At 58.7% G+C, this 24,524-nt stretch carries 21 protein-coding genes; 8 read left to right on the top strand and 13 right to left on the bottom strand.

The window, feature by feature from the left end; translation table 11 throughout:
* Window positions 1–93 precede the first annotated feature (93 nt).
* The 6 genes from odhB to sdhC all read right to left on the bottom strand — a co-directional run bounded on the left by odhB (window position 94) and on the right by sdhC (window position 7,670).
* A complete protein-coding gene (gene odhB / locus B0D71_RS10970) occupies window positions 94–1,314 on the bottom strand; it encodes a 2-oxoglutarate dehydrogenase complex dihydrolipoyllysine-residue succinyltransferase (RefSeq protein ID WP_103394792.1) in 1,221 nt (406 codons plus the stop codon).
* A 42-nt stretch (window positions 1,315–1,356) separates the two neighbouring features.
* Window positions 1,357–4,188, bottom strand: a complete 2,832-nt coding sequence (locus B0D71_RS10965) for a 2-oxoglutarate dehydrogenase E1 component (protein WP_103394791.1) — start codon at window positions 4,186–4,188, stop codon at window positions 1,357–1,359.
* Window positions 4,189–4,441: 253 nt separating this feature from the next.
* Window positions 4,442–5,146, bottom strand: a complete 705-nt coding sequence (locus B0D71_RS10960) for a succinate dehydrogenase iron-sulfur subunit (RefSeq protein WP_008063297.1) — start codon at window positions 5,144–5,146, stop codon at window positions 4,442–4,444.
* An 11-nt stretch (window positions 5,147–5,157) separates the two neighbouring features.
* The gene (gene sdhA / locus B0D71_RS10955) at window positions 5,158–6,930 is read right to left on the bottom strand and encodes a succinate dehydrogenase flavoprotein subunit (protein WP_103394790.1); all 1,773 of its coding nucleotides are present in this window, start codon (window positions 6,928–6,930) and stop codon (window positions 5,158–5,160) included.
* Between the two features lie 3 nt (window positions 6,931–6,933).
* On the bottom strand, window positions 6,934–7,302 hold the full coding sequence (gene sdhD, locus B0D71_RS10950) for a succinate dehydrogenase, hydrophobic membrane anchor protein (RefSeq protein ID WP_056721678.1): 369 nt from the start codon (window positions 7,300–7,302) through the stop codon (window positions 6,934–6,936).
* Complete coding sequence (sdhC, locus tag B0D71_RS10945; protein ID WP_032829628.1) at window positions 7,296–7,670, bottom strand: succinate dehydrogenase, cytochrome b556 subunit; 375 nt, start codon at window positions 7,668–7,670, stop codon at window positions 7,296–7,298. Before sdhC ends, sdhD begins: the two co-directional genes overlap by 7 nt.
* Before the next feature lie 364 nt (window positions 7,671–8,034).
* Between sdhC and gltA the strand changes: the two genes are divergently transcribed.
* Window positions 8,035–9,324, top strand: a complete 1,290-nt coding sequence (gene gltA / locus B0D71_RS10940) for a citrate synthase (RefSeq protein ID WP_007977501.1) — start codon at window positions 8,035–8,037, stop codon at window positions 9,322–9,324.
* A gap of 374 nt (window positions 9,325–9,698) precedes the next feature.
* On the opposite strand, the gene B0D71_RS10935 is transcribed toward gltA, so the two are convergent.
* From B0D71_RS10935 to B0D71_RS10925, 3 genes are all read right to left on the bottom strand, one after another.
* On the bottom strand, window positions 9,699–11,357 hold the full coding sequence (locus B0D71_RS10935) for a cation acetate symporter (RefSeq protein WP_103394789.1): 1,659 nt from the start codon (window positions 11,355–11,357) through the stop codon (window positions 9,699–9,701).
* Entirely contained in the window at window positions 11,354–11,665 is a 312-nt protein-coding gene (locus B0D71_RS10930; protein WP_008061165.1) for a DUF485 domain-containing protein, read from the bottom strand. The genes B0D71_RS10935 and B0D71_RS10930 overlap by 4 nt, the downstream gene beginning before the upstream one ends.
* A 283-nt stretch (window positions 11,666–11,948) precedes the next feature.
* Window positions 11,949–12,800 carry a glycine betaine ABC transporter substrate-binding protein gene (locus tag B0D71_RS10925; protein ID WP_103394788.1) on the bottom strand — a complete coding sequence of 284 codons (852 nt, stop codon included), beginning with the start codon at window positions 12,798–12,800 and terminating at the stop codon, window positions 11,949–11,951.
* Window positions 12,801–13,088: 288 nt separating this feature from the next.
* On the opposite strand from B0D71_RS10925, the gene B0D71_RS10915 reads away from it, so the two are divergent.
* Window positions 13,089–14,684 carry a glycoside hydrolase family 17 protein gene (locus tag B0D71_RS10915; RefSeq protein WP_103394787.1) on the top strand — a complete coding sequence of 532 codons (1,596 nt, stop codon included), beginning with the start codon at window positions 13,089–13,091 and terminating at the stop codon, window positions 14,682–14,684.
* Between the two features lie 118 nt (window positions 14,685–14,802).
* Here the strand turns inward: B0D71_RS10915 and B0D71_RS10910 are convergent, their stop codons facing one another.
* On the bottom strand, window positions 14,803–15,171 hold the full coding sequence (locus tag B0D71_RS10910) for a hypothetical protein (RefSeq protein WP_103394786.1): 369 nt from the start codon (window positions 15,169–15,171) through the stop codon (window positions 14,803–14,805).
* Between the two features lie 225 nt (window positions 15,172–15,396).
* Between B0D71_RS10910 and B0D71_RS10905 the strand changes: the two genes are divergently transcribed.
* Both B0D71_RS10905 and B0D71_RS10900 read left to right on the top strand, forming a co-directional pair.
* Window positions 15,397–16,695: a serine/threonine protein kinase gene (locus B0D71_RS10905; protein WP_103394785.1), complete on the top strand. Its 1,299-nt coding sequence runs from the start codon at window positions 15,397–15,399 to the stop codon at window positions 16,693–16,695.
* Window positions 16,688–17,476: an MlaA family lipoprotein gene (locus B0D71_RS10900; protein WP_103394784.1), complete on the top strand. Its 789-nt coding sequence runs from the start codon at window positions 16,688–16,690 to the stop codon at window positions 17,474–17,476. The genes B0D71_RS10905 and B0D71_RS10900 overlap by 8 nt, the downstream gene beginning before the upstream one ends.
* A 65-nt stretch (window positions 17,477–17,541) precedes the next feature.
* On the opposite strand, the gene B0D71_RS10895 is transcribed toward B0D71_RS10900, so the two are convergent.
* Window positions 17,542–18,456: a DUF808 domain-containing protein gene (locus tag B0D71_RS10895; RefSeq protein WP_103394783.1), complete on the bottom strand. Its 915-nt coding sequence runs from the start codon at window positions 18,454–18,456 to the stop codon at window positions 17,542–17,544.
* Between the two features lie 134 nt (window positions 18,457–18,590).
* Between B0D71_RS10895 and B0D71_RS10890 the strand changes: the two genes are divergently transcribed.
* Window positions 18,591–19,199: a TetR/AcrR family transcriptional regulator gene (locus tag B0D71_RS10890; RefSeq protein WP_103394782.1), complete on the top strand. Its 609-nt coding sequence runs from the start codon at window positions 18,591–18,593 to the stop codon at window positions 19,197–19,199.
* A gap of 111 nt (window positions 19,200–19,310) precedes the next feature.
* Here B0D71_RS10890 and B0D71_RS10885 read toward each other — a convergent pair whose 3' ends face one another.
* Window positions 19,311–19,769, bottom strand: coding sequence for an REP-associated tyrosine transposase (locus B0D71_RS10885; protein WP_103394781.1), 459 nt, complete (start codon window positions 19,767–19,769; stop codon window positions 19,311–19,313).
* A 187-nt stretch (window positions 19,770–19,956) separates the two neighbouring features.
* The gene (locus B0D71_RS10880) at window positions 19,957–20,397 is read right to left on the bottom strand and encodes a GlcG/HbpS family heme-binding protein (protein WP_103394780.1); all 441 of its coding nucleotides are present in this window, start codon (window positions 20,395–20,397) and stop codon (window positions 19,957–19,959) included.
* 268 nt (window positions 20,398–20,665) lie between these two features.
* On the opposite strand from B0D71_RS10880, the gene gcl reads away from it, so the two are divergent.
* The 3 genes from gcl to B0D71_RS10865 all read left to right on the top strand — a co-directional run bounded on the left by gcl (window position 20,666) and on the right by B0D71_RS10865 (window position 24,404).
* Complete coding sequence (gene gcl / locus B0D71_RS10875; RefSeq protein ID WP_103394779.1) at window positions 20,666–22,441, top strand: glyoxylate carboligase; 1,776 nt, start codon at window positions 20,666–20,668, stop codon at window positions 22,439–22,441.
* 137 nt (window positions 22,442–22,578) lie between these two features.
* Complete coding sequence (hyi, locus tag B0D71_RS10870) at window positions 22,579–23,361, top strand: hydroxypyruvate isomerase (RefSeq protein WP_007971414.1); 783 nt, start codon at window positions 22,579–22,581, stop codon at window positions 23,359–23,361.
* A gap of 149 nt (window positions 23,362–23,510) precedes the next feature.
* Window positions 23,511–24,404 carry a 2-hydroxy-3-oxopropionate reductase gene (locus B0D71_RS10865; RefSeq protein WP_103394778.1) on the top strand — a complete coding sequence of 298 codons (894 nt, stop codon included), beginning with the start codon at window positions 23,511–23,513 and terminating at the stop codon, window positions 24,402–24,404.
* Window positions 24,405–24,524 lie beyond the last annotated feature (120 nt).

Here is a 24,524-nt window from a genome sequence, read left to right as displayed (position 1 = left end):
AAATCCTCTTTAGCGAAAAGCTTCAAGCCGCGAGCGGCAAGCCAGGCTGCGGGTTTTCCGACAGCTCGAGCTTGCAGCTCACGGCTGCTTCTATCAGATATCCAGCAACAGACGAGCCGGATCTTCCAGCAGGTTCTTGATGGTCACCAGGAAGGTCACAGCTTCTTTGCCATCGATCAGACGGTGATCGTAGGACAGTGCCAGGTACATCATCGGACGGATAACGACCTGACCGTTGATGGCCATAGGACGCTGGATGATGTTGTGCATGCCCAGGATGGCTGCTTGTGGCGGGTTGACAATCGGGGTCGACATCATCGAACCGAAAGTACCACCGTTGGTGATGGTGAAAGTGCCGCCGGTCATTTCGTCCATCGACAGTTTGCCGTCGCGGGCTTTCTTGCCGAAGGTGGCGATGCCGCCTTCGATTTCAGCCAGGCTCATCAGTTCGGCGTTACGCAGAACCGGAACAACCAGGCCGCGATCGCTGGAAACTGCAACGCCGACGTCAGCGTAGCCGTGGTAAACGATGTCGCCGCCGTCGATCGAGGCGTTGACTGCCGGGAAGCGTTTCAGCGCTTCGGTGGCCGCTTTCACGAAGAAGGACATGAAGCCCAGGCGCACACCGTTGTGGGACTTCTCGAACAGGTCCTTGTACTTCGAACGCAGCGCCATGACTTCGGTCATGTCGACTTCGTTGAAAGTGGTCAGCATCGCCATGTTCGATTGAGCTTCAACCAGACGCTTGGCCACGGTGGCACGCACGCGGGTCATCGGAACACGCTTCTCGATGCGGTCGCCAGCGGCGAACACAGGAGCGGCAGCCGAAGGAGCAGCAGCCTTGGCAGGCGCGGCAGCCGGAGCGGCTTTCTTGGCAGCAACAGCTGCAACCACGTCTTCCTTGGTCACACGACCGCCTTTGCCGGTGCCGGCAACGGAAGCGATGTTGATGCCGTTTTCTTCAGCCAGCTTGCGGGCAGCAGGAGCAGCAACAGGATCGTCTTCGCCTTCAGCGGCCGGGGCGGCAGCTTGTGCAGCGGCCGGAGCAGCAGCGGCTGGAGCAGCGGCAGCAGCGCCGCCTTCAACGATGGAGCCCAGGACTTCGTCGGACAGAACGGTTTCGCCTTCGTTCTTGACGATAGCGCCCAGCACGCCGTCAGCGGTAGCCAGCACTTCCAGCACGACTTTGTCGGTTTCGATGTCGACGATCAGTTCGTCGCGCTTGACCGCATCGCCCGGTTGCTTGTGCCAGGTGGCAACGGTGCCATCGGCAACCGATTCCGGGAAAGTGGGGGCTTTGATCTCGATAGCCATTGTCTGTGGTTCCTTAAATTCGGTTTCAGGTGCGCGAAGGCGTTAAACAGTAAAGGCGTCTTGCAGCAGTTTTTCCTGCTGTTCGGCGTGCATCGATGCGTATCCACATGCAGGTGCAGCAGAAGCCTCACGGCCCGCGTACTCGAGTACGAGAGACTTGTTGAGGTTGCTGATGCTGCGACGCAAGTGGTGTTGGCTGCAGTACCAGGCACCCTGGTTCATCGGCTCTTCCTGACACCAAACGGCAGCTTTGGCGTTGGTGTAAGGAGCCAGGACTTCTTTCAAGTCGTCCTCAGGGAATGGATACAGCTGCTCGATACGCACGATGGCGATATCTTCACGGCCTTCGGCACGGCGTTTTTCCAGCAGGTCGTAGTAGACCTTGCCGCTACACAGAACCACGCGCTCGACCTTTTTCGGGTCCAGAGCATCGATTTCCGGGATCACGGTCTGGAACGAACCTTCGGCCAGATCTTCCAGCGTCGAGATGGCCAGCTTGTGGCGCAGCAGCGACTTCGGCGTCAGCACGATCAACGGCTTGCGTAGCGGACGAATCACCTGACGACGCAGCAAGTGGTAGATCTGTGCTGGCGTGGTCGGTACGGCTACCTGAATGTTGTGCTCGGCGCACAGTTGCAGGTAACGCTCAAGACGTGCCGAGCTGTGCTCAGGACCCTGACCTTCGTAACCGTGTGGCAGCAACATGGTCAGACCGCACAGACGGCCCCACTTGTGCTCGCCGCTGGTGATGAACTGGTCGATTACAACCTGTGCACCGTTGGCGAAGTCGCCGAACTGGGCTTCCCAGATCACCAGCGCATCCGGCGTGGTGGTCGAGTAACCGTATTCGAATGCCAGTACCGCTTCTTCCGACAGGAACGAGTCGTACAGGTCGAAACGCGGCTGACCGTCGTACAGGTTCTGCAGCGGGATGTAGGTGCCCGCGTCTTTCTGGTTGTGCAGCACAGCGTGACGGTGCGAGAACGTACCGCGGCCGATGTCCTGACCGGTCATGCGAATCGGGTGACCTTCGAACGCCAGGGTCGCGTAGGCCATGGTTTCGGCGTAACCCCAGTTGATCGGCAGGCCGCCAGCTTGCATCTTCTGACGGTCTTCGTAGATCTTCGCAACCTGGCGCTGCACCACGAAGCCTTCCGGAATTTCCAGCAGCTTGGCGGATAGCTCTTGCAGGGTCTTCAGATCGAAACGCGTGTCGTGACGGGCGGTCCAGGCGTGGCCCAGATACGGACGCCAATCCACGAACAGCTCTTTGTTCGGCTCTTTGACCAGGCTTTTTACCACGTGCAGACCGTTGTCCAGCGCGTTGCGGTATTCGTCGACTTTCGCCTGAACACGCTCTGCGTCAAGAACACCACCCTGGGTCAGACGATCAGCGTACAGCTCACGGGTGGTGCGCTGCTTGGTGATCTGCTGATACATGATCGGCTGGGTGCCGCTTGGCTCGTCGGCCTCGTTGTGGCCGCGACGACGGTAGCAGACCAGGTCGATCACCACGTCACGCTTGAACTGCATGCGGTAGTCGATGGCCAGCTGGGTCACGAACAATACGGCTTCCGGATCATCACCATTCACATGGAGGATCGGCGCCTGGATCATTTTCGCAACGTCGGTCGCGTACTCGGTGGAGCGCGAGTCCAGCGGGTTGCTGATGGTGAAACCGACCTGGTTGTTGATCACGATGTGCACGGTACCGCCGGTCTTGAAACCGCGGGTCTGCGACATCTGGAAGGTTTCCATGACCACGCCCTGACCTGCGAACGCAGCGTCACCGTGGATGGAGATCGGCAGAACCTTCTCACCGGTAGGATCGTTACGACGGTCCTGACGGGCGCGAACCGAACCCTCGACCACCGGGGAAACGATTTCCAGGTGGGACGGGTTGAACGCCATGGCCAGGTGAACTTCACCGCCGGTGGTCATCACGTTGGACGAGAAGCCCTGGTGGTATTTAACGTCACCGGAGCCCAGCTCGACCTTCTTCTTGCCTTCGAACTCGTCGAACAGCTCGCGCGGGTTCTTGCCGAAGGTGTTGACCAGCACGTTCAGACGGCCACGGTGGGCCATGCCGATGACGATTTCCTTGGTGCCGTAGGAACCGGAACGCTGGATCAGCTCGTCGAGCATCGGAATCAGGCTCTCGCCGCCTTCCAGACCGAAACGCTTGGTGCCCGGGTATTTGGTACCCAGGTACTTTTCCAGACCTTCACCGGCGGTCACGCGCTCAAGCAGGTGGCTCTTGATGTCGGCGGAATACGTCGGACGGCCACGCACGCTTTCCAGACGCTGTTGGAACCACTGGCGCTGCTCGGAATCGGTGATATGCGTGAATTCAGCGCCGATGGTGCGGCAATATGTCTGCTGCAACGCTTCGTGAATTTCGCGTAGGCTCGCTTCCTCTTTGCCGATGAACAGGTCGCCGGCACGGAAGGTCGTATCAAGATCGGCATTGGTCAAGCCGTAATGATTGATCGACAGGTCTGCAGGTGCAGGACGCTGCCACAGTCCCAGCGGGTCAAGCTGGGCTGCCTGGTGGCCACGCATACGGTAGGCCTGGATCAATCGCAGCACTTCAACTTGCTTCTTCTCGTGCTCACTGCTCACGCTGCCGGCGGAAACCGGTTGGGCGCGGCGCTGGTTCTTTGCCAGCAAGACGAAATGATCGCGAATTGTGGAGTGCGAAACATCGGTGGCAGAGTTGCCGTCAGCAGGCAACTTCTGGAAGTAGGTGCGCCACTCTTCTGGCACAGCGTTAGGGTCGTGCAGGTAGAGCTCGTAAAGCTCTTCCACATAGGCAGCGTTACTACCGGATAGGTAGGCACTGTTCCACATGCGCTGCATCACGCTTTCTTGCATGCTTGGTCACCCTCGGTTAGGGGAACACCATCGGTGTCGACACCGAGCAAACTTGCAGAAGTCCGAATGCAGCGACCAAAACAAGCCACTAGGATCACACTGATAGTCCGGGTACCAGCCCGGATGCCCCTGCTTGTCTCATTTCTTCAAAATAAGAGCCGCAGCCTTTTAAGCTGCTGCTCAGGTTAAAACTACGGCGCCGGTTGAAGCCTGCGCCGTAGCATCTACGGGTACAGCGGGTACAGCAGCTGAATCACACGCCGCTAGAAAGCAACATGTTACGGATGTGACCGATGGCCTTAGTCGGGTTCAGGCCTTTCGGACATACGTTGACGCAGTTCATGATCCCGCGGCAGCGGAATACGCTGAACGGGTCATCCAGCGAAGCCAGACGCTCGGACGTCTTGGTGTCACGGCTGTCTGCCAGGAAGCGGTACGCTTGCAGCAGGGCAGCTGGACCCAGGAACTTGTCCGGGTTCCACCAGAAGGACGGGCAAGAGGTCGAGCAGCAAGCGCACAGGATGCACTCGTACAGACCGTCGAGCTTTTCACGCTCTTCAGGGGACTGCAGACGCTCGATGGCCGGGGCCGGCGTGTCGTTCTGCAGGTATGGCTTAACCTTTTCGTATTGCTTGTAGAAGATGCTCATATCGACGACCAGGTCACGGATAACCGGCAAACCTGGCAGAGGACGAACGATCAACTTGTTACCTTTTACGACGGCAGACAGCGGCGTGACGCACGCCAGGCCGTTTTTGCCGTTGATGTTCATGCCGTCGGAACCGCAAACACCTTCACGGCAAGAGCGACGATAGGAGAAACCTTCGTCCTGCTCTTTGATCAGGGCCAGCACGTCCAGCACCATCAGGTCTTTACCGCCGGTATCGACCTGGAATTCCTGCATGAACGGCGCGGCGTCCTGATCAGGGTTGTAACGATAAACGCTGACTTGCAACATGGCTGCCACCCTTAATAAGTCCGAATCTTAGGTTCAAAAGTCGGAACAGTCTTCGGCGAGAAGTTCACGGCACGCTTGGTTACGCGCTTGTCACCCGGGAAGTACAGGGTGTGGCACAGCCAGTTTTCGTCGTCACGATCTTCGAAGTCTTCACGGGCGTGGGCACCGCGGGACTCTTTACGCACTTCGGCGGCGATGGCAGTAGCTTCGGCCACTTCCAGCAGGTTTTGCAGTTCCAGCGCTTCGATACGTGCAGTGTTGAACGCCTGCGACTTATCGTTGATCTTCACGTTGGCGATACGTTTGCGCAGGTCAGCCAGCTGGGCGATACCCTTCTGCATGTATTCACCGGTACGGAATACACCGAAGTAGTTCTGCATGCAGTTTTGCAGCTCGCGACGCAGGGTAGCGACGTCTTCACCTTCGGTACGCTCATTCAGAGCGGACAGGCGAGCCAGGGCCGCATTGATGTCGGCGTCGGTGGCGTCGTCGTACTCGATACCGTCGGTCAGTGCTTTTTCCAGGTGCAGGCCGGCAGCGCGGCCGAATACCACCAGGTCGAGCAGCGAGTTGCCGCCCAGACGGTTGGCACCGTGAACCGATACGCAAGCCACTTCACCCACTGCGAACAGGCCAGGGATGATGGCATCAACGCCGTCAGCGTCCTGAGTGATCGCCTGGCCATGAATGTTGGTGGCAACGCCGCCCATCATGTAGTGGCAGGTCGGAACAACCGGTACTGGAGCGACAACAGGGTCAACGTGTGCGAAAGTCTTCGACAGTTCGCAGATGCCTGGCAGACGGCTGTGCAGCACTTCCTCGCCCAAGTGGTCGAGTTTGAGCATTACGTGGTCGCCATTCGGGCCGCAACCGTTGCCAGCGATGATCTCTTTAACCATCGAACGGGCAACAACGTCACGACCGGCAAGGTCTTTGGCGTTCGGAGCATAACGCTCCATGAAACGCTCGCCGTGCTTGTTGATCAGGTATCCACCTTCACCACGGCAACCTTCGGTAACCAGTACACCGGCGCCGGCGATACCGGTCGGGTGGAACTGCCACATCTCAATGTCTTGTACCGGTACGCCAGCACGCAGCGCCATGCCAACGCCGTCACCGGTGTTGATCAGGGCGTTGGTGGTCGAAGCGTAGATACGACCTGCACCGCCGGTCGCCAGCACGGTGGCCTTCGCGCGGATGTAGGTGGTTTCACCGGTTTCGATGCAGATGGCGATCACGCCGACGAATTCGCCTTCGCCGTTCTTCACCAGATCGACAGCGTAGTACTCGTTCAGGAACACAGTACCGGCTTTCAGATTGCCCTGATAAAGGGTGTGCAGCAGTGCGTGACCGGTACGGTCGGAAGCAGCGCAAGTACGCGCAGCCTGGCCGCCTTTACCGTAGTCCTTGGACTGACCGCCGAATGGACGCTGGTAGATACGACCTTGCTCGGTACGCGAGAATGGCATACCCATGTGGTCCAGCTCGTAAACGGCAGCCGGGCCTTCCTGACACATGTATTCGATAGCGTCCTGGTCACCGATATAGTCGGAACCCTTGACGGTATCGTACATGTGCCAGCGCCAGTCATCGTTCGGGTCAGCGGACGCGATTGCGCAGGTGATGCCGCCTTGAGCGGATACAGTGTGCGAACGGGTCGGGAAAACCTTGGTGATCACGGCAGTCTTGTGACCGCCCTGTGCCAGTTGCAGCGCTGCGCGCATGCCGGCACCGCCACCACCAATAATGATGGCGTCGAAAGAAATCGTTGGAATGTTAGCCATGACTCAGATACCCCAGAGAATCTGCACGCCCCAGACGAAGTAAGCGAACATCGCAACGCCGCAGACTGCCTGGAAAAGGAAACGTATAGCGGTCGCGGACTTGCCGAACGCCATTGGCGTCAGGTAGTCGGTCGCGATGGTCCACATGCCGACCCAGGCGTGAGCGCCGAGGGCAACGAGGGCCAGGAGGCTGAAAATACGCATTCCGTTGTGGGCGAACAGTTCATGCCACTGGGCGTAGTCGAGGCCAGGGTTGGCCACGATGTATCCGATCAGGAAGATGAAGTAAGCCGCGAGAACGACCGCAGACACGCGTTGCGCCATCCAGTCATAGAGGCCCGAACGCGACAGGTTCGTGACGTTAGTTACCATATCCAAACTCCTGCCAGAACGATTACCACCACGGAAACGGCGATAACGATTTTCGAGCCCAGCTTGCCGCCTTCCAGCGTCTCACCGATGCCCATGTCCATGATCAAATGGCGCACACCGGCTACCAGGTGATACAGCAGAGCGGACAGGATGCCCCATGTCACTAGCTTGGCTAGCGGACTGGTCAGACACGCTTTCACCTGACCGAAGCCTTCCTCGGAGCTCAGCGACTTGTCCAATGCATAAAGCATGATGGCAAGGCACACAAAGAGGATGACACCGGAAATACGGTGAAGGATGGACGTGTAAGCAGTGACTGGGAGTTTGATGGTCCTTAGGTCTAGGTTTACAGGTCGTTGGCTTTTCACGGCTTTTTTTTCACACTGAAGAGCCCCTAACAATCAGGGCAAAGTTGTTGGGGAGTGCACTGGTCAGGTAACCACCACCCAGGGATGCGACCCCCAATGAAAGCAAGCCCAAAAGCCCTTGGCGGTCGGTGGCCGAGTATAGACAGTTAGGCTACTAATGACAACGCAAACACCTAACCCAAACAGCTGATTGCGCAACTGACATAAAAGGCGTAAATGGCAGCCAATTTCGAGAAAAAAGTCCGGTTAAAGCCTTCTGGAGCAAGACTTTAGGCAAATTGACATTCGAATTTATCTCACTATAGTGGTGCGGGCCCTGCGTGGGGGGTCTGTCTGATGATTTCAAGCATAAATAGGAGGCCACATGGCTGACAAAAAAGCGCAGTTGATCATCGAGGGCGCAGCCCCCGTCGAGCTGCCCATTTTAACCGGCACCGTTGGTCCCGATGTTATCGATGTTCGGGGCCTGACGGCCACGGGCCGTTTCACCTTTGACCCAGGCTTCATGTCGACCGCCTCGTGCGAGTCGAAGATCACCTATATCGACGGCGACAACGGCATTCTGCTGCACCGCGGCTACCCGATCGAACAGTTGGCTGAAAAGTCGGACTACCTGGAAACCTGCTATCTGCTGCTCAACGGCGAACTGCCGACCGCAGAACAGAAGGCCCAGTTCGTCAGCACCGTGAAGAACCACACCATGGTTCACGAGCAGCTGAAGACCTTCTTCAACGGCTTCCGTCGCGACGCCCACCCGATGGCCGTCATGTGCGGCGTAGTCGGCGCCCTTTCGGCGTTCTACCACGACTCCCTGGACATCAATAACCCGCAGCATCGCGAAATCTCCGCGATCCGCCTGGTTGCCAAGATGCCGACCCTGGCCGCGATGGTTTACAAGTACTCCATGGGCCAACCCATGATGTACCCACGCAACGACTTGTCGTATGCGGAAAACTTCCTGCACATGATGTTCAACACCCCGTGCGAGATCAAACCGATCAGCCCGGTACTCGCCAAGGCCATGGACCGGATCTTTATCCTCCATGCCGACCACGAGCAGAACGCTTCGACCTCCACCGTCCGCCTGGCCGGCTCTTCGGGCGCCAACCCGTTCGCCTGTATCGCCGCCGGTATCGCTGCACTGTGGGGCCCTGCCCACGGCGGTGCAAACGAAGCCGTACTGACCATGCTCGATGAAATCGGCGATGTTTCGAACATCGACAAGTTCATCGCCAAGGCCAAGGACAAGAACGATCCGTTCAAACTGATGGGCTTCGGTCACCGCGTTTACAAAAACCGCGACCCACGTGCCACGGTCATGAAGCAGACCTGCGACGAAGTACTGAAGGAACTGGGCATCCAGAACGATCCGCAACTCGAACTGGCCATGCGCCTGGAAGAGATCGCCCTGACCGACCCGTACTTCATCGAACGCTCGCTGTACCCGAACGTCGACTTCTACTCGGGGATCATCCTCAAGGCGATCGGCATTCCAACCAGCATGTTCACCGTAATCTTCGCCCTGGCGCGGACCGTCGGCTGGATCTCCCACTGGAAAGAAATGCTCTCCAGCCCGTACAAGATCGGCCGTCCGCGCCAGCTGTACACCGGCTACGAGTCGCGTGACATCACCAAGCTGGAAGACCGCAAGTAAGATCAGTCTTGCTGTAGCGTGTTAAGTTGTACCGGGAACGGCCTCTTATATAGAGGCCGTTTTTGTTTGTGCGGTTTGAAGATCTTTGATTGGGGGCATATTCCTTTTGCGGTAACAGCGACTTAGGGCTCTGCCCTTACGGCGAGTCACTTTGGAAGAGTGCCCGAGGCGGCCTACCGACCGGCCTGTTTGCTGGCGTGATTCTCTGCAAAGTTTCGGTCGGCCGGCAGACCGCCATCGCTGGCAAGCCAGCTCCTACAGTAAATCGAACACATCCACGAAATTCAGGTCGATTACCGCCCAACAAAAAATGCCCCGATCTCTCGACCGGGGCATTCAATGTCAGTGCAACTTATACCTGAAGCGTTGAAGCCTTAGTGCGAAACAGCACCACTCGCCCCCAACCCGGTCTGCGAACGAACAAACTGCGGGAAGAACAGCGCCCGCTCGTTATCAGCAGCGGTCGACTTGTCAGTCACCGAGAAGAACCAGATCCCGACAAAGGCAATCATCATCGAGAACAGCGCCGGGTACTCATACGGGAAGATAGCCTTCTCGTGATGCAGGATCTGCACCCAGATGGTCGGACCAAGCACCATCAGGCCCACGGCACTGATCAGGCCCATCCAGCCACCGATCATCGCACCGCGAGTGGTCAGCTTTTTCCAGTACATGGAAAGCAGCAGCACCGGGAAGTTGCAGCTCGCAGCGATGGAGAACGCCAGGCCCACCATGAACGCAATGTTCTGGCTTTCGAACAGGATACCCAGACCAATGGCCAGCACCGCCAAGGCGATAGTGGTGATTTTCGAGACGCGGATCTCGTCCTTCTCGTTGGCCTTGCCCTTCTTGATCACGCTGGCGTACAAGTCGTGGGACACCGCCGAAGCACCGGCCAGGGTCAGGCCGGCAACCACTGCCAGAATGGTCGCGAATGCCACCGCCGAAATGAAGCCCAGGAAGATACTGCCACCCACCGCGTTGGCCAGGTGCACCGCCGCCATGTTGTTACCGCCCAACAGTGCGCCAGCCGCATCTTTGAAGGCCGGGTTGGTGCTGACCAGCAGGATAGCGCCGAAGCCGATGATGAAGGTCAGGATGTAGAAGTAACCAATGAAGCCGGTTGCGTACAGCACGCTCTTACGGGCTTCCTTCGCGTCACTCACGGTGAAGAAGCGCATCAGGATGTGCGGCAGGCCAGCGGTACCGAACATCAGCGCCAGGCCGAGGGAGAACGCCGAGATTGGATCTTTCACCAGGCCGCCCGGGCTCATGATCGCCTCACCTTTAGGGTGAACCTTGATCGCCTCGGAGAACAGTGCATTGAAGTCGAAGTTGACGTGCTTCATCACCATCAGCGCCATGAAGGAGGCGCCGGACAGTAGCAGCACAGCCTTGATGATCTGCACCCAAGTGGTCGCCAGCATGCCGCCGAACAACACGTACATGCACATCAGGATACCGACCAGGATCACCGCTACGTGGTAATCGAGACCGAACAGCAACTGGATCAGCTTGCCGGCACCGACCATTTGCGCGATCAGGTAGAACGCCACCACCACCAGCGAACCGCAAGCGGACAGCGAGCGGATCTGGGTTTGCCCCAGGCGATAGGACGCCACGTCGGCAAAGGTGTATTTACCCAGGTTACGCAGGCGCTCGGCGATCAGGAACAGAATGATCGGCCAGCCCACCAGGAAGCCGATCGAGTAGATCAGGCCATCGTAGCCGGAGGTGAACACCAGCGCGGAAATACCCAGGAAGGACGCCGCCGACATGTAGTCACCGGCAATCGCCAGACCGTTCTGGAAACCGGTGATCTTGCCGCCCGCCGCGTAGTAGTCGGAGGCCGACTTGTTTTTCTTGGACGCCCAGTAGGTGATGCAAAGGGTCGCGCCGACGAAGACGACGAACATCAGGATTGCGGACACGTTGAGGGGTTGCTTCTGCACGGCGCCGGTCAGGGCGTCAGCGGCCCAGGCGCCAGGCGCGAATGCTGCGATGCTCAAAAGAGCCATTAGACGCCGGATCATTGCTGAGCCTCCTTGAGAATCGCATTGTTCAGGTCGTCGAATTCGCCGTTGGCGCGTCGCACGTAAATGCCAGTCAGGATGAAGGCCGAAACAATCAGCCCCACACCGATCGGTATGCCCCAGGTAATCGAGGACTCAGGGCTGATTTTCGCCCCAAGTACATGCGGCCCGTAAGCAATCAAAAGGATGAATCCGGAGTAAAGCCCTAGCATGATTGCCGAAAGAATCCAGGCGAATCGTTCCCTCTTGCTAACCAGCTCCTTGAAGCGCGGGCTGTTTTGAATCGAGAGGTAAATGCTGTCGTTCATTGTTTTTATCCTCGCAGCACAGATTAAGTTGGAACGGTATCCACTCTATGCGGCTGCGGGGCAGGTTCCAGACGACCTTAGTCTTAGAGCCACATGACATATCTGCCAATTGTAGGAGCGAGCTTGCTCACGATGAATTTGAAGGCACCGCAATTTTTCAGACAGCACGCGTTAACGTTCACGTCCATCGCGAGCAAGCTCGCTCCTACAGAAAAGCAAAGGGCCACTTGGCATAAAATGCCGAGCGGCCCTCGAAGGTGCTGACCAGACGCGTCAGCTCAAATTACTTGGTCCAGTCAGCCACACGCTCAGGGTGTTTGGCCACCCAATCCTTCGCCGCGGCTTCAGGCTTGGCACCGTCCTGAATCGCCAGCATCACCTGACCGATTTCATCCTTGGATTCCCACTGGAAGTTCTTCAGGAACTTGGCCACTTCCGGCGCCTTGGCCTCCAGGCCTTTGCTGCCGATGCTGTTCACGGTTTCAGCCGCGCCGTATACGCCTTTCGGGTCTTCGAGGAAGCGCAGTTTCCACTTGGCGAACATCCAGTGCGGCACCCAGCCGGTCACTGCGATGGATTCGTTTTTCTTCTCGGCACGGGTCAGCTCGGCAATCATGCCGGCACCGGAACTGGCCTTGAGTTGATAACCGGTCAGGTCGTAATCCTTGATGGCCTGATCGGTCTTGAGCATCACGCCTGAACCGGCGTCGATGCCGACGATACGATTCTTGAAGCTGTCGTCGGTTTTCAGATCGTCGATGGACTTGGCTTTAACGTACTCCGGCACGATCAGGCCGATTTTCGCGTCCTTGAAGTTCGGGCCGTAATCGACGACCTGATCCTTGTTCTTCGTCCAGTAATCACCGTGGGTCACAGGCAGCCAGGCCGACAGCATGGCGTCGAGTTTGCCGGTGGCCACGCCTTGCCACATGATCCCGGTAGCGACCGCCTGCAGCTTCACGTCATAACCGAGTTTCTGCCTGATCACTTCTGCGGCCACGTTGGTCGTGGCGACACTGTCCGACCAGCCGTCGACATAACCGAGAGTCACTTCCTTGCCGGCGGCACTGGCCACGGTAGAACTGATCGCCAGCACCAAAGCGGCACCTGCGCCCAAGAGTCGTCGCATCTTCATCGTTACTTCCCCGAAAGTGCTGCGCTCGACGGATGCCGAGTCGCTTAAACGTATTGTTATGGTGCACAGCGCCCCCATCACGCCTTACCGCAAACTCGTGCGAACATCAGCGGAGTACTGACGCCTCCGATAATCAACCTGACGCTCTTGGCGACCTGCTCTGCCAGCGACCTCAAGCCATCGAGAAACGACATCAGAAAGCCATTAATCTTGAGCACGACCAACGTACCGGACATTCCGCCCGAACTTTGCATATCAAAATCATGCAGGCCACCAAGCACGCGGTAAATGCAGGTAACATGCGCCGCTTTGCTCCCACACGGCCTGACCATGTCCGCGACATCCCGCTTCCCTTTTGCTGCTTATCTATTCGCTTGCCTGTTGGGGGTCTTTGCCCTTGGCGGCTTCTGGTACGGCCTCGGTAAACCGGTGATCCTGCCGGATGTCGCCAGTGCGACACACAAGCTGCAATGCGCCTCATACACCCCATTCGATAAAGACCAATCGCCGTTCGACGTGCCATTGAACCTGCGTCCCGAGCGCATGGACGCCGACCTCGCGCTGCTGTCAAAAAGCTTCGAATGCATCCGCACCTATTCCATGACCGGCCTCGAAGCCCTGCCGGATCTGGCGCGCAAGCATGGCTTGAAGCTGATGATCGGCGCCTGGGTCAACAGCAATCCGGTGGACACGGAAAAAGAAGTCGACCTGCTGATTGCCTCGGCCAACGCCAACCCTGATGTGGTGAGCGCAGTGATCGTCGGCAACGAAACCCTGCTGCGCAAGGAAGTCACTGGCGCGCAATTGGCGAAGCTGATCAACAAGGTCAAGAGCCAGGTCAAACAGCCTGTCACCTATGCGGACGTCTGGGAGTTCTGGCTCAAGCATCCGGAAATCGCCCCCGCCGTGGATTTCCTGACCATTCACTTGCTGCCGTACTGGGAAGACGATCCGTCGAACATAGACGCCGCCCTGCAGCATGTGGCCGAAGTGCGCCAGGTGTTCGGCAACAAGTTCGCACCCAAGGATGTGCTGATCGGCGAAACCGGCTGGCCCAGCGAAGGCCGCCAGCGCGAAACCGCCCTGCCGAGCCGGGTCAATGAAGCCCGGTTCATTCGCGGTTTTGTCGCCATGGCCGAGCAACAGGGCTGGCACTACAACCTGATCGAAGCCTTCGACCAGCCATGGAAACGTGCCAGTGAAGGCGCGGTCGGCGGTTACTGGGGATTGTTCGATGCCAATCGCCAGGACAAGGGGGTGCTGGCCGGTCCCGTGACAAACGTACCGTACTGGTCGCAATGGCTGGCGGTGGGTGGCTTGATCTTTATCGGCACCTTGCTGCTCGGTGGACGGGTTCGCACGACGCGCGCGGCGCTGGTGTTGCCGCTCCTCGGTGCATTGGCAGCGTGTTCGATTGGCGCTTGGGGCGACCTGGCACGAGTCACTACACGCTTCACCAGCGAATGGCTGTGGGTCGTATTGCTGACCACTCTGAATCTCCTGGTACTGGCCCATGCCGCACTGACGTTGAGTTCTCGTTCCGGTTGGCGCGGACGGGTTTTCAACTGGCTTGAACAACGTGCTGGCTGGCTGGTTGCCACGGCAGGTTTCACGGCGGCAGTCATGATGCTGGAACTGGTGTTCGATCCGCGTTATCGCAGCTTCCCGAGTGTCGCGTTCATCGTCCCGGCGCTGGTTTATCTGTGCCGCCCGGTGAATGTGCCGCGCCGCGAGATTGCCCTGTTGACCTTCATCATTGGTGCCGGCATTGCGCCGCAGCTGTTCCGTGAAGGCTTGCAGAACCAACAGGCCTGGGGCTGGGCGCTGGTGAGTGTGTTGATGGTGGCGGCGTTGTGGCGTTGCCTGCGTGTTCGCAAGGCTTAACTCTTTCGCAACCTGACTGGCATCATCGCAAGCTCGCACATTTGATCTTTGTCGCACGCAAATTTTGTGTTCGCTGAAGATCTACTGTAGGCGCGAGCTTGCCCGCGAAGACAGACTTTTAAACGCCGCGAGAAGCCCTGACCAACCGCAACCCCGCAATCACCACCGCAAAAACCGCCAGCGTAGTGTTGTACAACGCCAATGCCGGAAACCCGAACACCAGCGCCAACACCGCCAGCCACCACCCTGCCCGTCCCGGCACAACAAAGCCGATGACCGCCGCGCCCAGCGCAGCCCAGCCCAGTACCCCGAAGTGGATCATCAGCCCCAGGTTCGAACGCACCTGGCATTCCCAGCGACTTGCCTCATCCACGCAAATGCCAACCCACTGCGCATCCTCCATGAAGCCATAACGCGCGCCATAACTGGCGGCCAGCCATACAGGCAGTAAAACAAGCAGCAGAATCACGGGCAGGCGGCGAGACATGAAACACTCCAATTGGCGAAAAACGGCGGCCAGCTTAATCGCCCGAAAGCGTTTCGCAAGCGATAACAACTGTTAACTGGTCATTCAATCGCTGCAAAGTGTATCGTCCAGCTACTATTACTTCGTCATTAGGCCTGTTTGGTGCCGATGGTTGGCACTTTGGCGCAAATCCGATGGTCATAGCCTGCGAAATTCAATCGGCACCTCCTTCTAAGGGATTTAGTCATGCTCCGTTCCTTGCGCTTCGCCGCCCTGTTTGGCGGCCTTATCTTGAGTGCGTCCGCACTGGCGGTCGACATTGACGCCGCCAGTTATGGCTACCCCCTGACCAACCCGTTCGAGGCGACCATCGCGACCACGCCGCCGGACTTGCGTCCGGAGTTGCCCCTGGACGACGACATCGATCAGACCGTGCGCAGCGTCACCTTGCGTCCGGAGCGGGCATTCGAATTGCCGGACAATTTCTGGGCGGTCAAGAAACTCGACTATCGCATTGCCACGCAGGATCACGCCGCGCCGCTGATTTTCCTGATCGCCGGCACTGGCGCGCGCTATGACAGCACCCTGAACGAATACCTGAAGAAGCTCTATTACAAAGCCGGCTACCACGTGGTGCAGTTGTCCTCACCCACCAGCTATGACTTCATGAGCGCCGCATCACGCTTCGCCACGCCGGGTGTTTCCAAGGAAGACGCCGAAGATCTGTACCGGGTGATGCAGGCCGTACGGGCACAGAACCCGAAAATGCCGGTTACCGATTACTACCTGACCGGATACAGCCTGGGTGCACTGGATGCCGCGTTTGTCTCGCACCTGGACGAAACCCGCCGCAGCTTCAACTTCAAGAAAGTCCTGCTGCTCAACCCGCCGGTCAATCTCTACACCTCGATCACCAACCTCGACAAGCTGGTCCAGACCGAGGTCAAGGGCATCAACACCAGCACCACGTTCTATGAACTGGTACTCGACAAACTGACCCGCTACTTCCAGCAGAAGGGCTACATCGACCTCAACGATGCCCTGCTCTACGACTTCCAGCAGTCCAAGCAGCACCTGAGCAACGAGCAGATGGCCATGCTGATCGGCACCTCGTTCCGCTTTTCGGCGGCCGACATTGCCTTCACTTCGGACCTGGTCAACCGTCGCGGCCTGATCACCCCACCCAAGTTCCCGATCACCGAGGGCACCAGCCTCACGCCATTCCTCAAGCGTGCGCTGCAGTGCGACTTCGACTGCTACATCACCGAACAAGTAATCCCGATGTGGCGCGCCCGCACTGACGGCGGCAGCCTGCTGCAACTGATTGACCAGGTGAGCCTGTATGCGCTGAAGGACTATCTGCACGAAAGCCCGAAAATCGCTGTGATGCACAACGCCGATGACGTGATCCTCGGCCCTGGCGACCTGGGTTTCCTGCGCAAGACCTTCGGTGATCGCCTGACCGTTTACCCGTATGGCGGCCACTGCGGCAACATCAACTACCGCGTCAACAGCGACGCCATGCTGGAGTTCTTCCGTGGCTAAATATCTCCTGCTTTTCGCAGCGTTACTCTGTGCAGGCGTCGCCAATGCCGACAACAGCAAAGCCAACGCCCCCGTGGTCGTCGACAGTGACGGCTTCAAGGAACCGCTGAGCAAACTCAAATTCAATCCGGGCCTGGATCAGCGTGAGTTCGAGCGATCGACGCTCAACGCGCTGGCTGTCTACGATCCGCTGGAGGAGTGGAACCGCCGCGTCTATCACTTCAACTATCGCTTCGACCAATGGGTGTTCCTGCCAGTGGTCAATGGTTACCGCTACGTCACCCCGAGCTTCTTGCGCACCGGCGTCAGCAACTTCTTCAACAACCTCGGCGACGTGCCGAACCTGCTGAACAGCCTGCTGCAACTCAAGGGCCAGCGCTCGCTGGAAACCACCGGCCGCCTGCTGCTCAACACCACCATTGGCATCGCCGGCCTGTGGGACCCAGCCACCGCCATGGGCCTGCCACGCCAGAGCGAAGACTTCGGCCAGACCCTGGGCTTCTACGGCGTGCCGGGCGGCGCTTACTTCGTCCTGCCGATCCTCGGTCCGTCGAACCTGCGTGACACCGGCGGCCTGTTGGTGGATTACACGGCCGAGAATGCGATCAACTTCCTCAACGTAGCCGAAGTCAGCTCCAACCATCCGGAAGTCTGGATCCTGCGCGGCATCGACAAGCGCAACCAGACCAGCTTCCGCTATGGCCAGATGAACTCGCCGTTCGAGTACGAGAAAGTGCGCTACGTGTACACCGAAGCGCGCAAGTTGCAGATCGCTGAGTAAACCTGACGACCGAAAAAACACTGTGGGAGCAAGCCGCCCGCTCCCACAGTTGTTATGTGTTGCCTTCAGCCTTTCAGCGCTTTCCAGATCTTGCTGGCAGCCATGACGCCAACCAACACCACCGCCCCTGCGACAATCCCCGCCACGCCATTGAGCAACACCGGCACGATAAATCCGCCACTGCCTGCCGCTGCGCCAACACTTTCGATCCAGTGATGCACCACTGGCACGCCGTGGGTCAGGATGCCGCCGCCGACCAGAAACATCGCCGCCGTGCCAATCACCGACAGGCTCTTCATCATGTACGGAGCGGCACGCAGAATGGCACCACCGATACCTTTCGCCATCTGCCCGGGTTTCTGCGTCAGCCAGAGTCCAAGGTCATCCAGCTTGACGATACCCGCCACCAGGCCATAAACGCCGACAGTCATGACGATTGCGATCCCCGACAGCACAATGACTTGCTGGCTCAAAGGCGCAGCGGCCACGGTGCCGAGGGTGATGGCGATGATTTCTGCCGAGAGAATGAAGTCGGTGCGGATCGCGCCTTTGATCTTGTCCTTTTCAAACGCCACCAGATCGGTGGCAGGGTCAGCCACAGCCTCGACCAACTGCGCATGCTCGGCGACATCCTCAGCCTTGCTGTGCAGGAACTTGTGGGCGAGTTTTTCAAAGCCTTCGAAGCACAGATAGGCACCGCCGACCATCAAAAGCGGCGTGACCAGCCACGGAATGAACGCACTGATCGCCAGCGCCGACGGCACCAGGATCAATTTATTGATGAACGAACCCTTGGCGACCGCCCAGACCACCGGTATTTCCCGCTCGGCCCGCACGCCGCTGACTTGCTGGGCATTGAGTGCCAGGTCGTCGCCGAGTACACCGGCCGTTTTCTTGGCGGCCATTTTGGTCATCAATGACACGTCGTCCAGTACGGCGGCAATGTCGTCAATCAGCACCAGCAAACTGCTTCCTGCCATGAATCGGGTTTCCTTCTGCAATGAATGCGCAGCAGCATAGCGCGGCATCACGGGCTGTGGTGCATTCTTGAGCGCCGCGCGAGGCCGGTGATACCATGCGCAACCGCCAGAACAGGCAAGGAATCACCGGGTTTATGAGCACTATCCGCGAGCGCAACAAACAACTGATCCTGCGTGCCGCCAGTGAGGAGTTCGCCGACAAGGGCTTCGCTGCGACCAAAACCAGTGACATTGCAGCCAAGGCGGGATTACCCAAGCCCAACGTCTACTACTACTTCAAATCCAAGGAAAACCTCTACCGCGAGGTCCTGGAAAGCATCATCGAGCCCATCCTGCAGGCTTCGACACCGTTCAATCCGGACGGCGAGCCTGGTGAAGTGCTCAGCGGCTACATTCGCTCGAAAATCCGCATCTCCCGCGACCTGCCCTTCGCCTCCAAAGTATTCGCCAGCGAAATCATGCACGGCGCCCCCCACCTGAGCAGCGACCTGGTCGAACAGCTCAATGGCCAGGCCAAGCACAACATCGAGTGCATCCAGACCTGGATCGACCGCGGGCAAATCGCCCCTGTCGACCCCAACCACCTGATGTTCAGCATCTGGGCCGCGACCCAGACCTACGCCGACTTCGACTGGCAGATCACCGCCATCACCGGCAAGGCCAAGCTGGATGAAGAAGATTACGAAGCGGCGGCGCAGACGATTATCCGGTTGGTGTTGAAGGGGTGTGAGCCAGAGCGGTAGACCGTATCGCCGCTATTCGCGAGCAGGCTCGCTCCCACAGAGGATTTGTGAACACTGGAGATCCATTGTGGGAGCGAGCCTGCTCGCGAATAGCGGCACCACGGTTTCAGCTCAAACCCAAACAGCATCCCACAGTGGATAGTCGCCCAGCTTCTCGATCAGCCCAGCCCGCAACGGATTGGCCACAACATACCGCGCCATCTTCACCAAATCCTCATCTCGCCTCAGTGCTCGGTCGTGATAACCCTGTTGCCAAAGGCAGATCTTCCGGCCGACGGACCGATTGACTGCCTTGGTGCTTAGCGACTTAGTTCTTTGCATCAATCCACTCAGTGAACCCCGCTGCAACTCGACCAACCAATGAAAATGATCAGGCATGACGACCCACGCCAATGACTTGGCGCAACCTTGCACCTGAGCATTACGAAATTGGTCAACGACCAATCTGCCCAAGGTGAAATCCTTGAAGACAGGTCGGCGTTCGAAGGTATTGGCAGTCAATAGGTAGATGCGGTTTTGTTCTGTGAAGCGGCCGAGGCGCAGGCGATGTGAGACAGACAACTTGGGCATTCCCTTGCCACTCTCATGATGAAGTCATGAAAAGGCTAGCCCCGGAAATGCTAGAGGGTAATGCAGACTTTTAGCTGGATGTGACTGGGAGAATGCCTTCGCGAGCAGGCTCCCACAGGGTCCTGCGAACACAGGGTAAATGTGGGAGCGAGCCTGCTCGCGAAGGCGATTGATCAGGCGCTACAGATCAAGCCGCTACCCCCGCATCCGCCACCAACCCCAGCGCCTCGATCGCATTGATCGCGCACTGCTCGTCAACATCCGACAGATCGCCGCTGATCCCCACCGCCCCCAGCACGTTCCCGTCCTGATCCCGAACCAGCACACCACCCGGTGCCGGCACGACGCTGCCCTGCCCCAGGCTGTTCAAGGCGGCGATAAACGCCGGGCGTTGCTGGGCGTCCAGCGCCAGCAGGCGTGAACCCTTGCCCAGCGCAATGGCGCCCCAGGCCTTGCCGATGGCGACGTGCGGGCGCAACAGGCTGGCGCCGTCTTCGCGCTGCAGGGTGATCAGATGCCCGCCGGCATCCAGTACCGCAATGGTCAGGGGCGCCGCGGAAATTGCCCGCCCGGCGCTAATGGCTTCGTTGACCAGGTTGACTGCGACTTTCAAGGTTAAAGCGCTCATGGTGCCGTCCTCATTTTGTTTTTCGGAAAGCCGTTGGGCTGCGCCGTTGTGCCGCAGCCCGATGCAACAAATAGAACACAATGAATTATTTTTTTGTATACAATAATTCTCGAAAGGCGCCACATGCGACGAAAAGCCACAGTAGAACGGGCTTCCGACGAATGAAACAAGCGCTTGAGAAAATGGATTGACCTGCGCCGTCCGCCGTGAATACACTCTGCGCAAAGCCACTTGTATACAATTACAAAACGTAAAGAGGCACAAAACCATGAGCAAAATGAGAGCAATCGAAGCCGCCGTTCTGGTGATGCGCCGTGAAGGGGTCGATACCGCTTTTGGCATCCCGGGTGCCGCCATCAACCCGCTGTACTCCGCCCTGCAAAAGGTCGGCGGCATCGATCACGTACTCGCTCGCCACGTTGAAGGCGCCTCGCACATGGCCGAGGGCTACACCCGCACCAAGGCCGGCAACATCGGCGTGTGCATCGGTACTTCCGGCCCAGCCGGCACCGACATGGTCACCGGGCTCTACAGCGCCTCGGCCGACTCGATTCCCATCCTCTGCATCACCGGCCAGGCACCCCGCGCCCGTATGCACAAGGAAGACTTCCAGGCTGTCGACATCACCAGCATCGTCAAGCCAGTCACCAAGTGGGCAACCACCGTTCTCGAACCAGGCCAGGTGCCTTACGCGTTCCAGAAAGCGTTCTTTGAAATGCGCTCCGGCCGTCCAGGCCCGGTGCTGATCGACCTGCCGTTCGACGTGCAAATGGCCGAGATCGAATTCGACATCGACGCTTACCAGCCACTGCCTTTGGCCAAGCCGACCGCGAGCCGCGTTCAGGTCGAGAAGGCTCTGGCCTTGCTGGATCAGGCTGAACGCCCATTGCTGGTCGCCGGTGGCGGCATCATCAATGCCGACGCCAGCGATCTGCTGGTGGAGTTCGCCGAGCTGACCGGCATCCCGGTCATCCCGACCCTGATGGGCTGGGGCACCATCCCGGACGATCACCCGCTGATGGTGGGCATGGTTGGCTTGCAGACGTCGCACCGCTACGGCAACGCGACCATGCTGAAATCCGACGTGGTGCTGGGCATCGGTAACCGTTGGGCCAACCGTCACACCGGTTCGGTCGACGTGTACACCGAAGGCCGCAAGTTCATCCACGTCGACATCGAAGGCACTCAGATCGGCCGCGTGTTCACCCCGGACCTGGGCATCGTGTCCGACGCCGCTGCCGCGCTGACCGTGTTCATCGAAGTCGCTCGCGAATGGCAAGCCGCCGGCAAGCTGAAGAACCGCAGTGCCTGGCTGCAAGACTGCCAGCAGCGTAAAGCCAGCCTGCAGCGCAAGACGCACTTCGACAATGTGCCGGTCAAGCCGCAACGGGTTTACGAAGAAATGAACCAGGTGTTCGGCAAAGACACCTGCTACGTCAGCACCATCGGTCTGTCGCAGATTGCCGGCGCGCAGTTCCTGCACGTCTACAAGCCGCGTCACTGGATCAACTGCGGTCAGGCAGGCCCGTTGGGCTGGACCATTCCGGCAGCGCTGGGCGTGGTCAAGGCTGATCCGGACCGTAAAGTCGTGGCCCTGTCGGGGGACTATGACTTCCAGTTCATGATCGAGGAATTGGCGGTGGGTGCGCAGTTCAAGCTGCCCTACATCCACGTTGTGGTGAACAACTCGTACCTGGGTCTGATCCGTCAGGCACAGCGCGGTTTCGACATGGACTACTGCGTACAACTGTCCTTCGACAACCTGAACGCGCCGGAACTCAACGGCTACGGTGTCGACCACGTCGCGGTGGCCGAAGGCCTGGGCTGCAAGGCGCTGCGCGTATTCGAACCGGCTGAGATCCAGCCTGCCCTGCGCAAGGCTCAGGAACTGATCGAAGAGTTCAAGGTGCCAGTGATCGTCGAGATCATCCTGGAGCGCGTGACCAACATTTCCATGGGTACCGAGATCAACGCCGTCAACGAATTCGAAGACCTGGCGCTGGTCGGTAACGACGCACCGACGGCGATTTCGTTGCTCGATTAACTGTTGACCGCTCCCTTTGTAGGAGCCGGCTTGCTGGCGATAGCGGTGTGTCAGACACATCTAAGTCGATTGATTCACCGCCATCGCCAGCAAGCCGGCTCCTACGGGGGACACTCAAAAATTTACGGGAGACCACCATGCCGCGTTTCGCAGCCAACCTGTCCATGCTGTTCACCGAACAGGACTTTCTTGCCCGTTTCGAAGCGGCCGCCAAGGCCGGCTTCAGTGGTGTCGAATACCTGTTCCCGTACGACTTCAGCTCCGCCGAAATCAAGGCCAAGCTCGACGCCAACGGTCTGACCCAAGTGCTGTTCAACCTGCCGGCCGGTGACTGGGCCAAGGGCGAGCGCGGTATCGCGTGCCTGCCGGATCGAGTCGAAGAGTTCCGTGCCGGTGTCGACCTGGCTATCGCTTACGCGCAAGTACTGGGCAACACCCAGGTCAACTGCCTGGCCGGTATTCGTCCGCAGGGCTTTGACGATGCCACCGTGGAGAAAACCTTCGTCGCCAACCTCAAGTACGCCGCCGACAAGCTGCAAGCGGCGGGCATCAAACTGGTGATGGAAGCGATCAACACCCGTGACATTCCAGGCTTTTACCTGAACAACACCGCGCAAGCCCTGTCGATTCGCGAGCAGGTCGGCAGCGCCAACCTGTTCCTGCAATACGACATCTACCACATGCAAATCATGGAAGGCGATCTGGCCCGCACCCTGCAATCGCACCTGGGCGAGATCAACCACGTGCAGCTCGCGGACAACCCGGGGCGCAACGAACCAGGCACCGGCGAAATCAACTACCGCTTCCTGTTCGAACACCTGGACCGCATCGGTTACCAGGGCTGGGTCGGTTGCGAATACAAACCGCTGACCACCACCGAAGCCGGCCTGGGCTGGTTGAAAACCCATAACGCAATCTAACACGCCCCCCTGTAGGAGCCGGCTTGCTGGCGATCCAGGCAACTCGGTCTGTCATGCACACCGCAGCGACGCCATCGCCAGCAAGCCGGCTCCTACAAAGGTCGTCCCCAATTTGTTTGAAGCTGCAATAAAAACAAGAGGATTTTCTCATGGCTAAAATCGGATTTATCGGCACCGGCATCATGGGCCACCCAATGGCGTTGAACCTGCAGAAAGCCGGTCACAGCCTGTTCCTGTCGGCGCACCACGACGCCGCCCCTGCCGACCTGGTTGCCGGTGGCGCCGTTGCCCTGGCGAACCCGAAAGAAGTCGCCCAGGAAGCCGAATTCATCATCGTCATGGTCCCGGATACCCCGCAGGTCGAAGACGTGCTGTTCCGTGCCGATGGCGTTGCCGCCGGTGTTGGCAAAGGCAAAGTGGTGATCGACATGAGCTCGATCTCGCCAACCGCCACCAAGGCTTTCGCGGCCCGGGTCAACGAAAAAGGCGCGCAATACCTCGACGCCCCGGTTTCCGGTGGTGAAGTCGGCGCCAAGGCTGCGACCCTGAGCATCATGGTCGGCGGCGATGCCGACGCTTTCGAACGCGCCCTGCCATTGTTCCAGGCCATGGGCAAGAACATCACCCTGGTCGGTGGCAACGGCGACGGTCAGACCGCCAAGGTGGCCAACCAGATCATCGTGGCCCTGAACATCCAGGCCGTGGCCGAAGCCCTGCTGTTCGCTTCGAAAAACGGTGCCGATCCGGCCAAGGTGCGTGAAGCACTGATGGGCGGTTTCGCCTCCTCGAAGATCCTCGAAGTGCACGGCGAGCGCATGATCAAGGGCACCTTCGATCCAGGTTTCCGCATCAGCCTGCACCAGAAGGACCTGAACCTGGCCCTGCAAGGCGCCAAGGAGCTGAACATCAACCTGCCGAATACCGCCAACACCCAGCAAGTGTTCAGCACCTGCGCGGCCATCGGCGGCAGCAACTGGGACCACTCGGCACTGATCAAGGGCCTGGAACACATGGCGAACTTCTCGATTCGCGACAAGAAGTAAGCCCTGCCCCAACCGCATCAAACCTGTGGGAGCAAGACTGTGGCGAGGGGGCTTGCCCCCGCTGGGCTGCGAAGCGGCCCCAAAATCTCTTGAACACCAAAGATTTTGTGAGTGCTGCGC

It is taken from the genome of Pseudomonas laurylsulfativorans, assembly GCF_002906155.1.
In the GTDB taxonomy this organism is placed as follows: Bacteria; Pseudomonadota; Gammaproteobacteria; order Pseudomonadales; family Pseudomonadaceae; genus Aquipseudomonas; species Aquipseudomonas laurylsulfativorans.
Note: the sequence above shows the minus strand (reverse complement) of the source record. Positions and strands in the feature narration are given on the sequence as shown.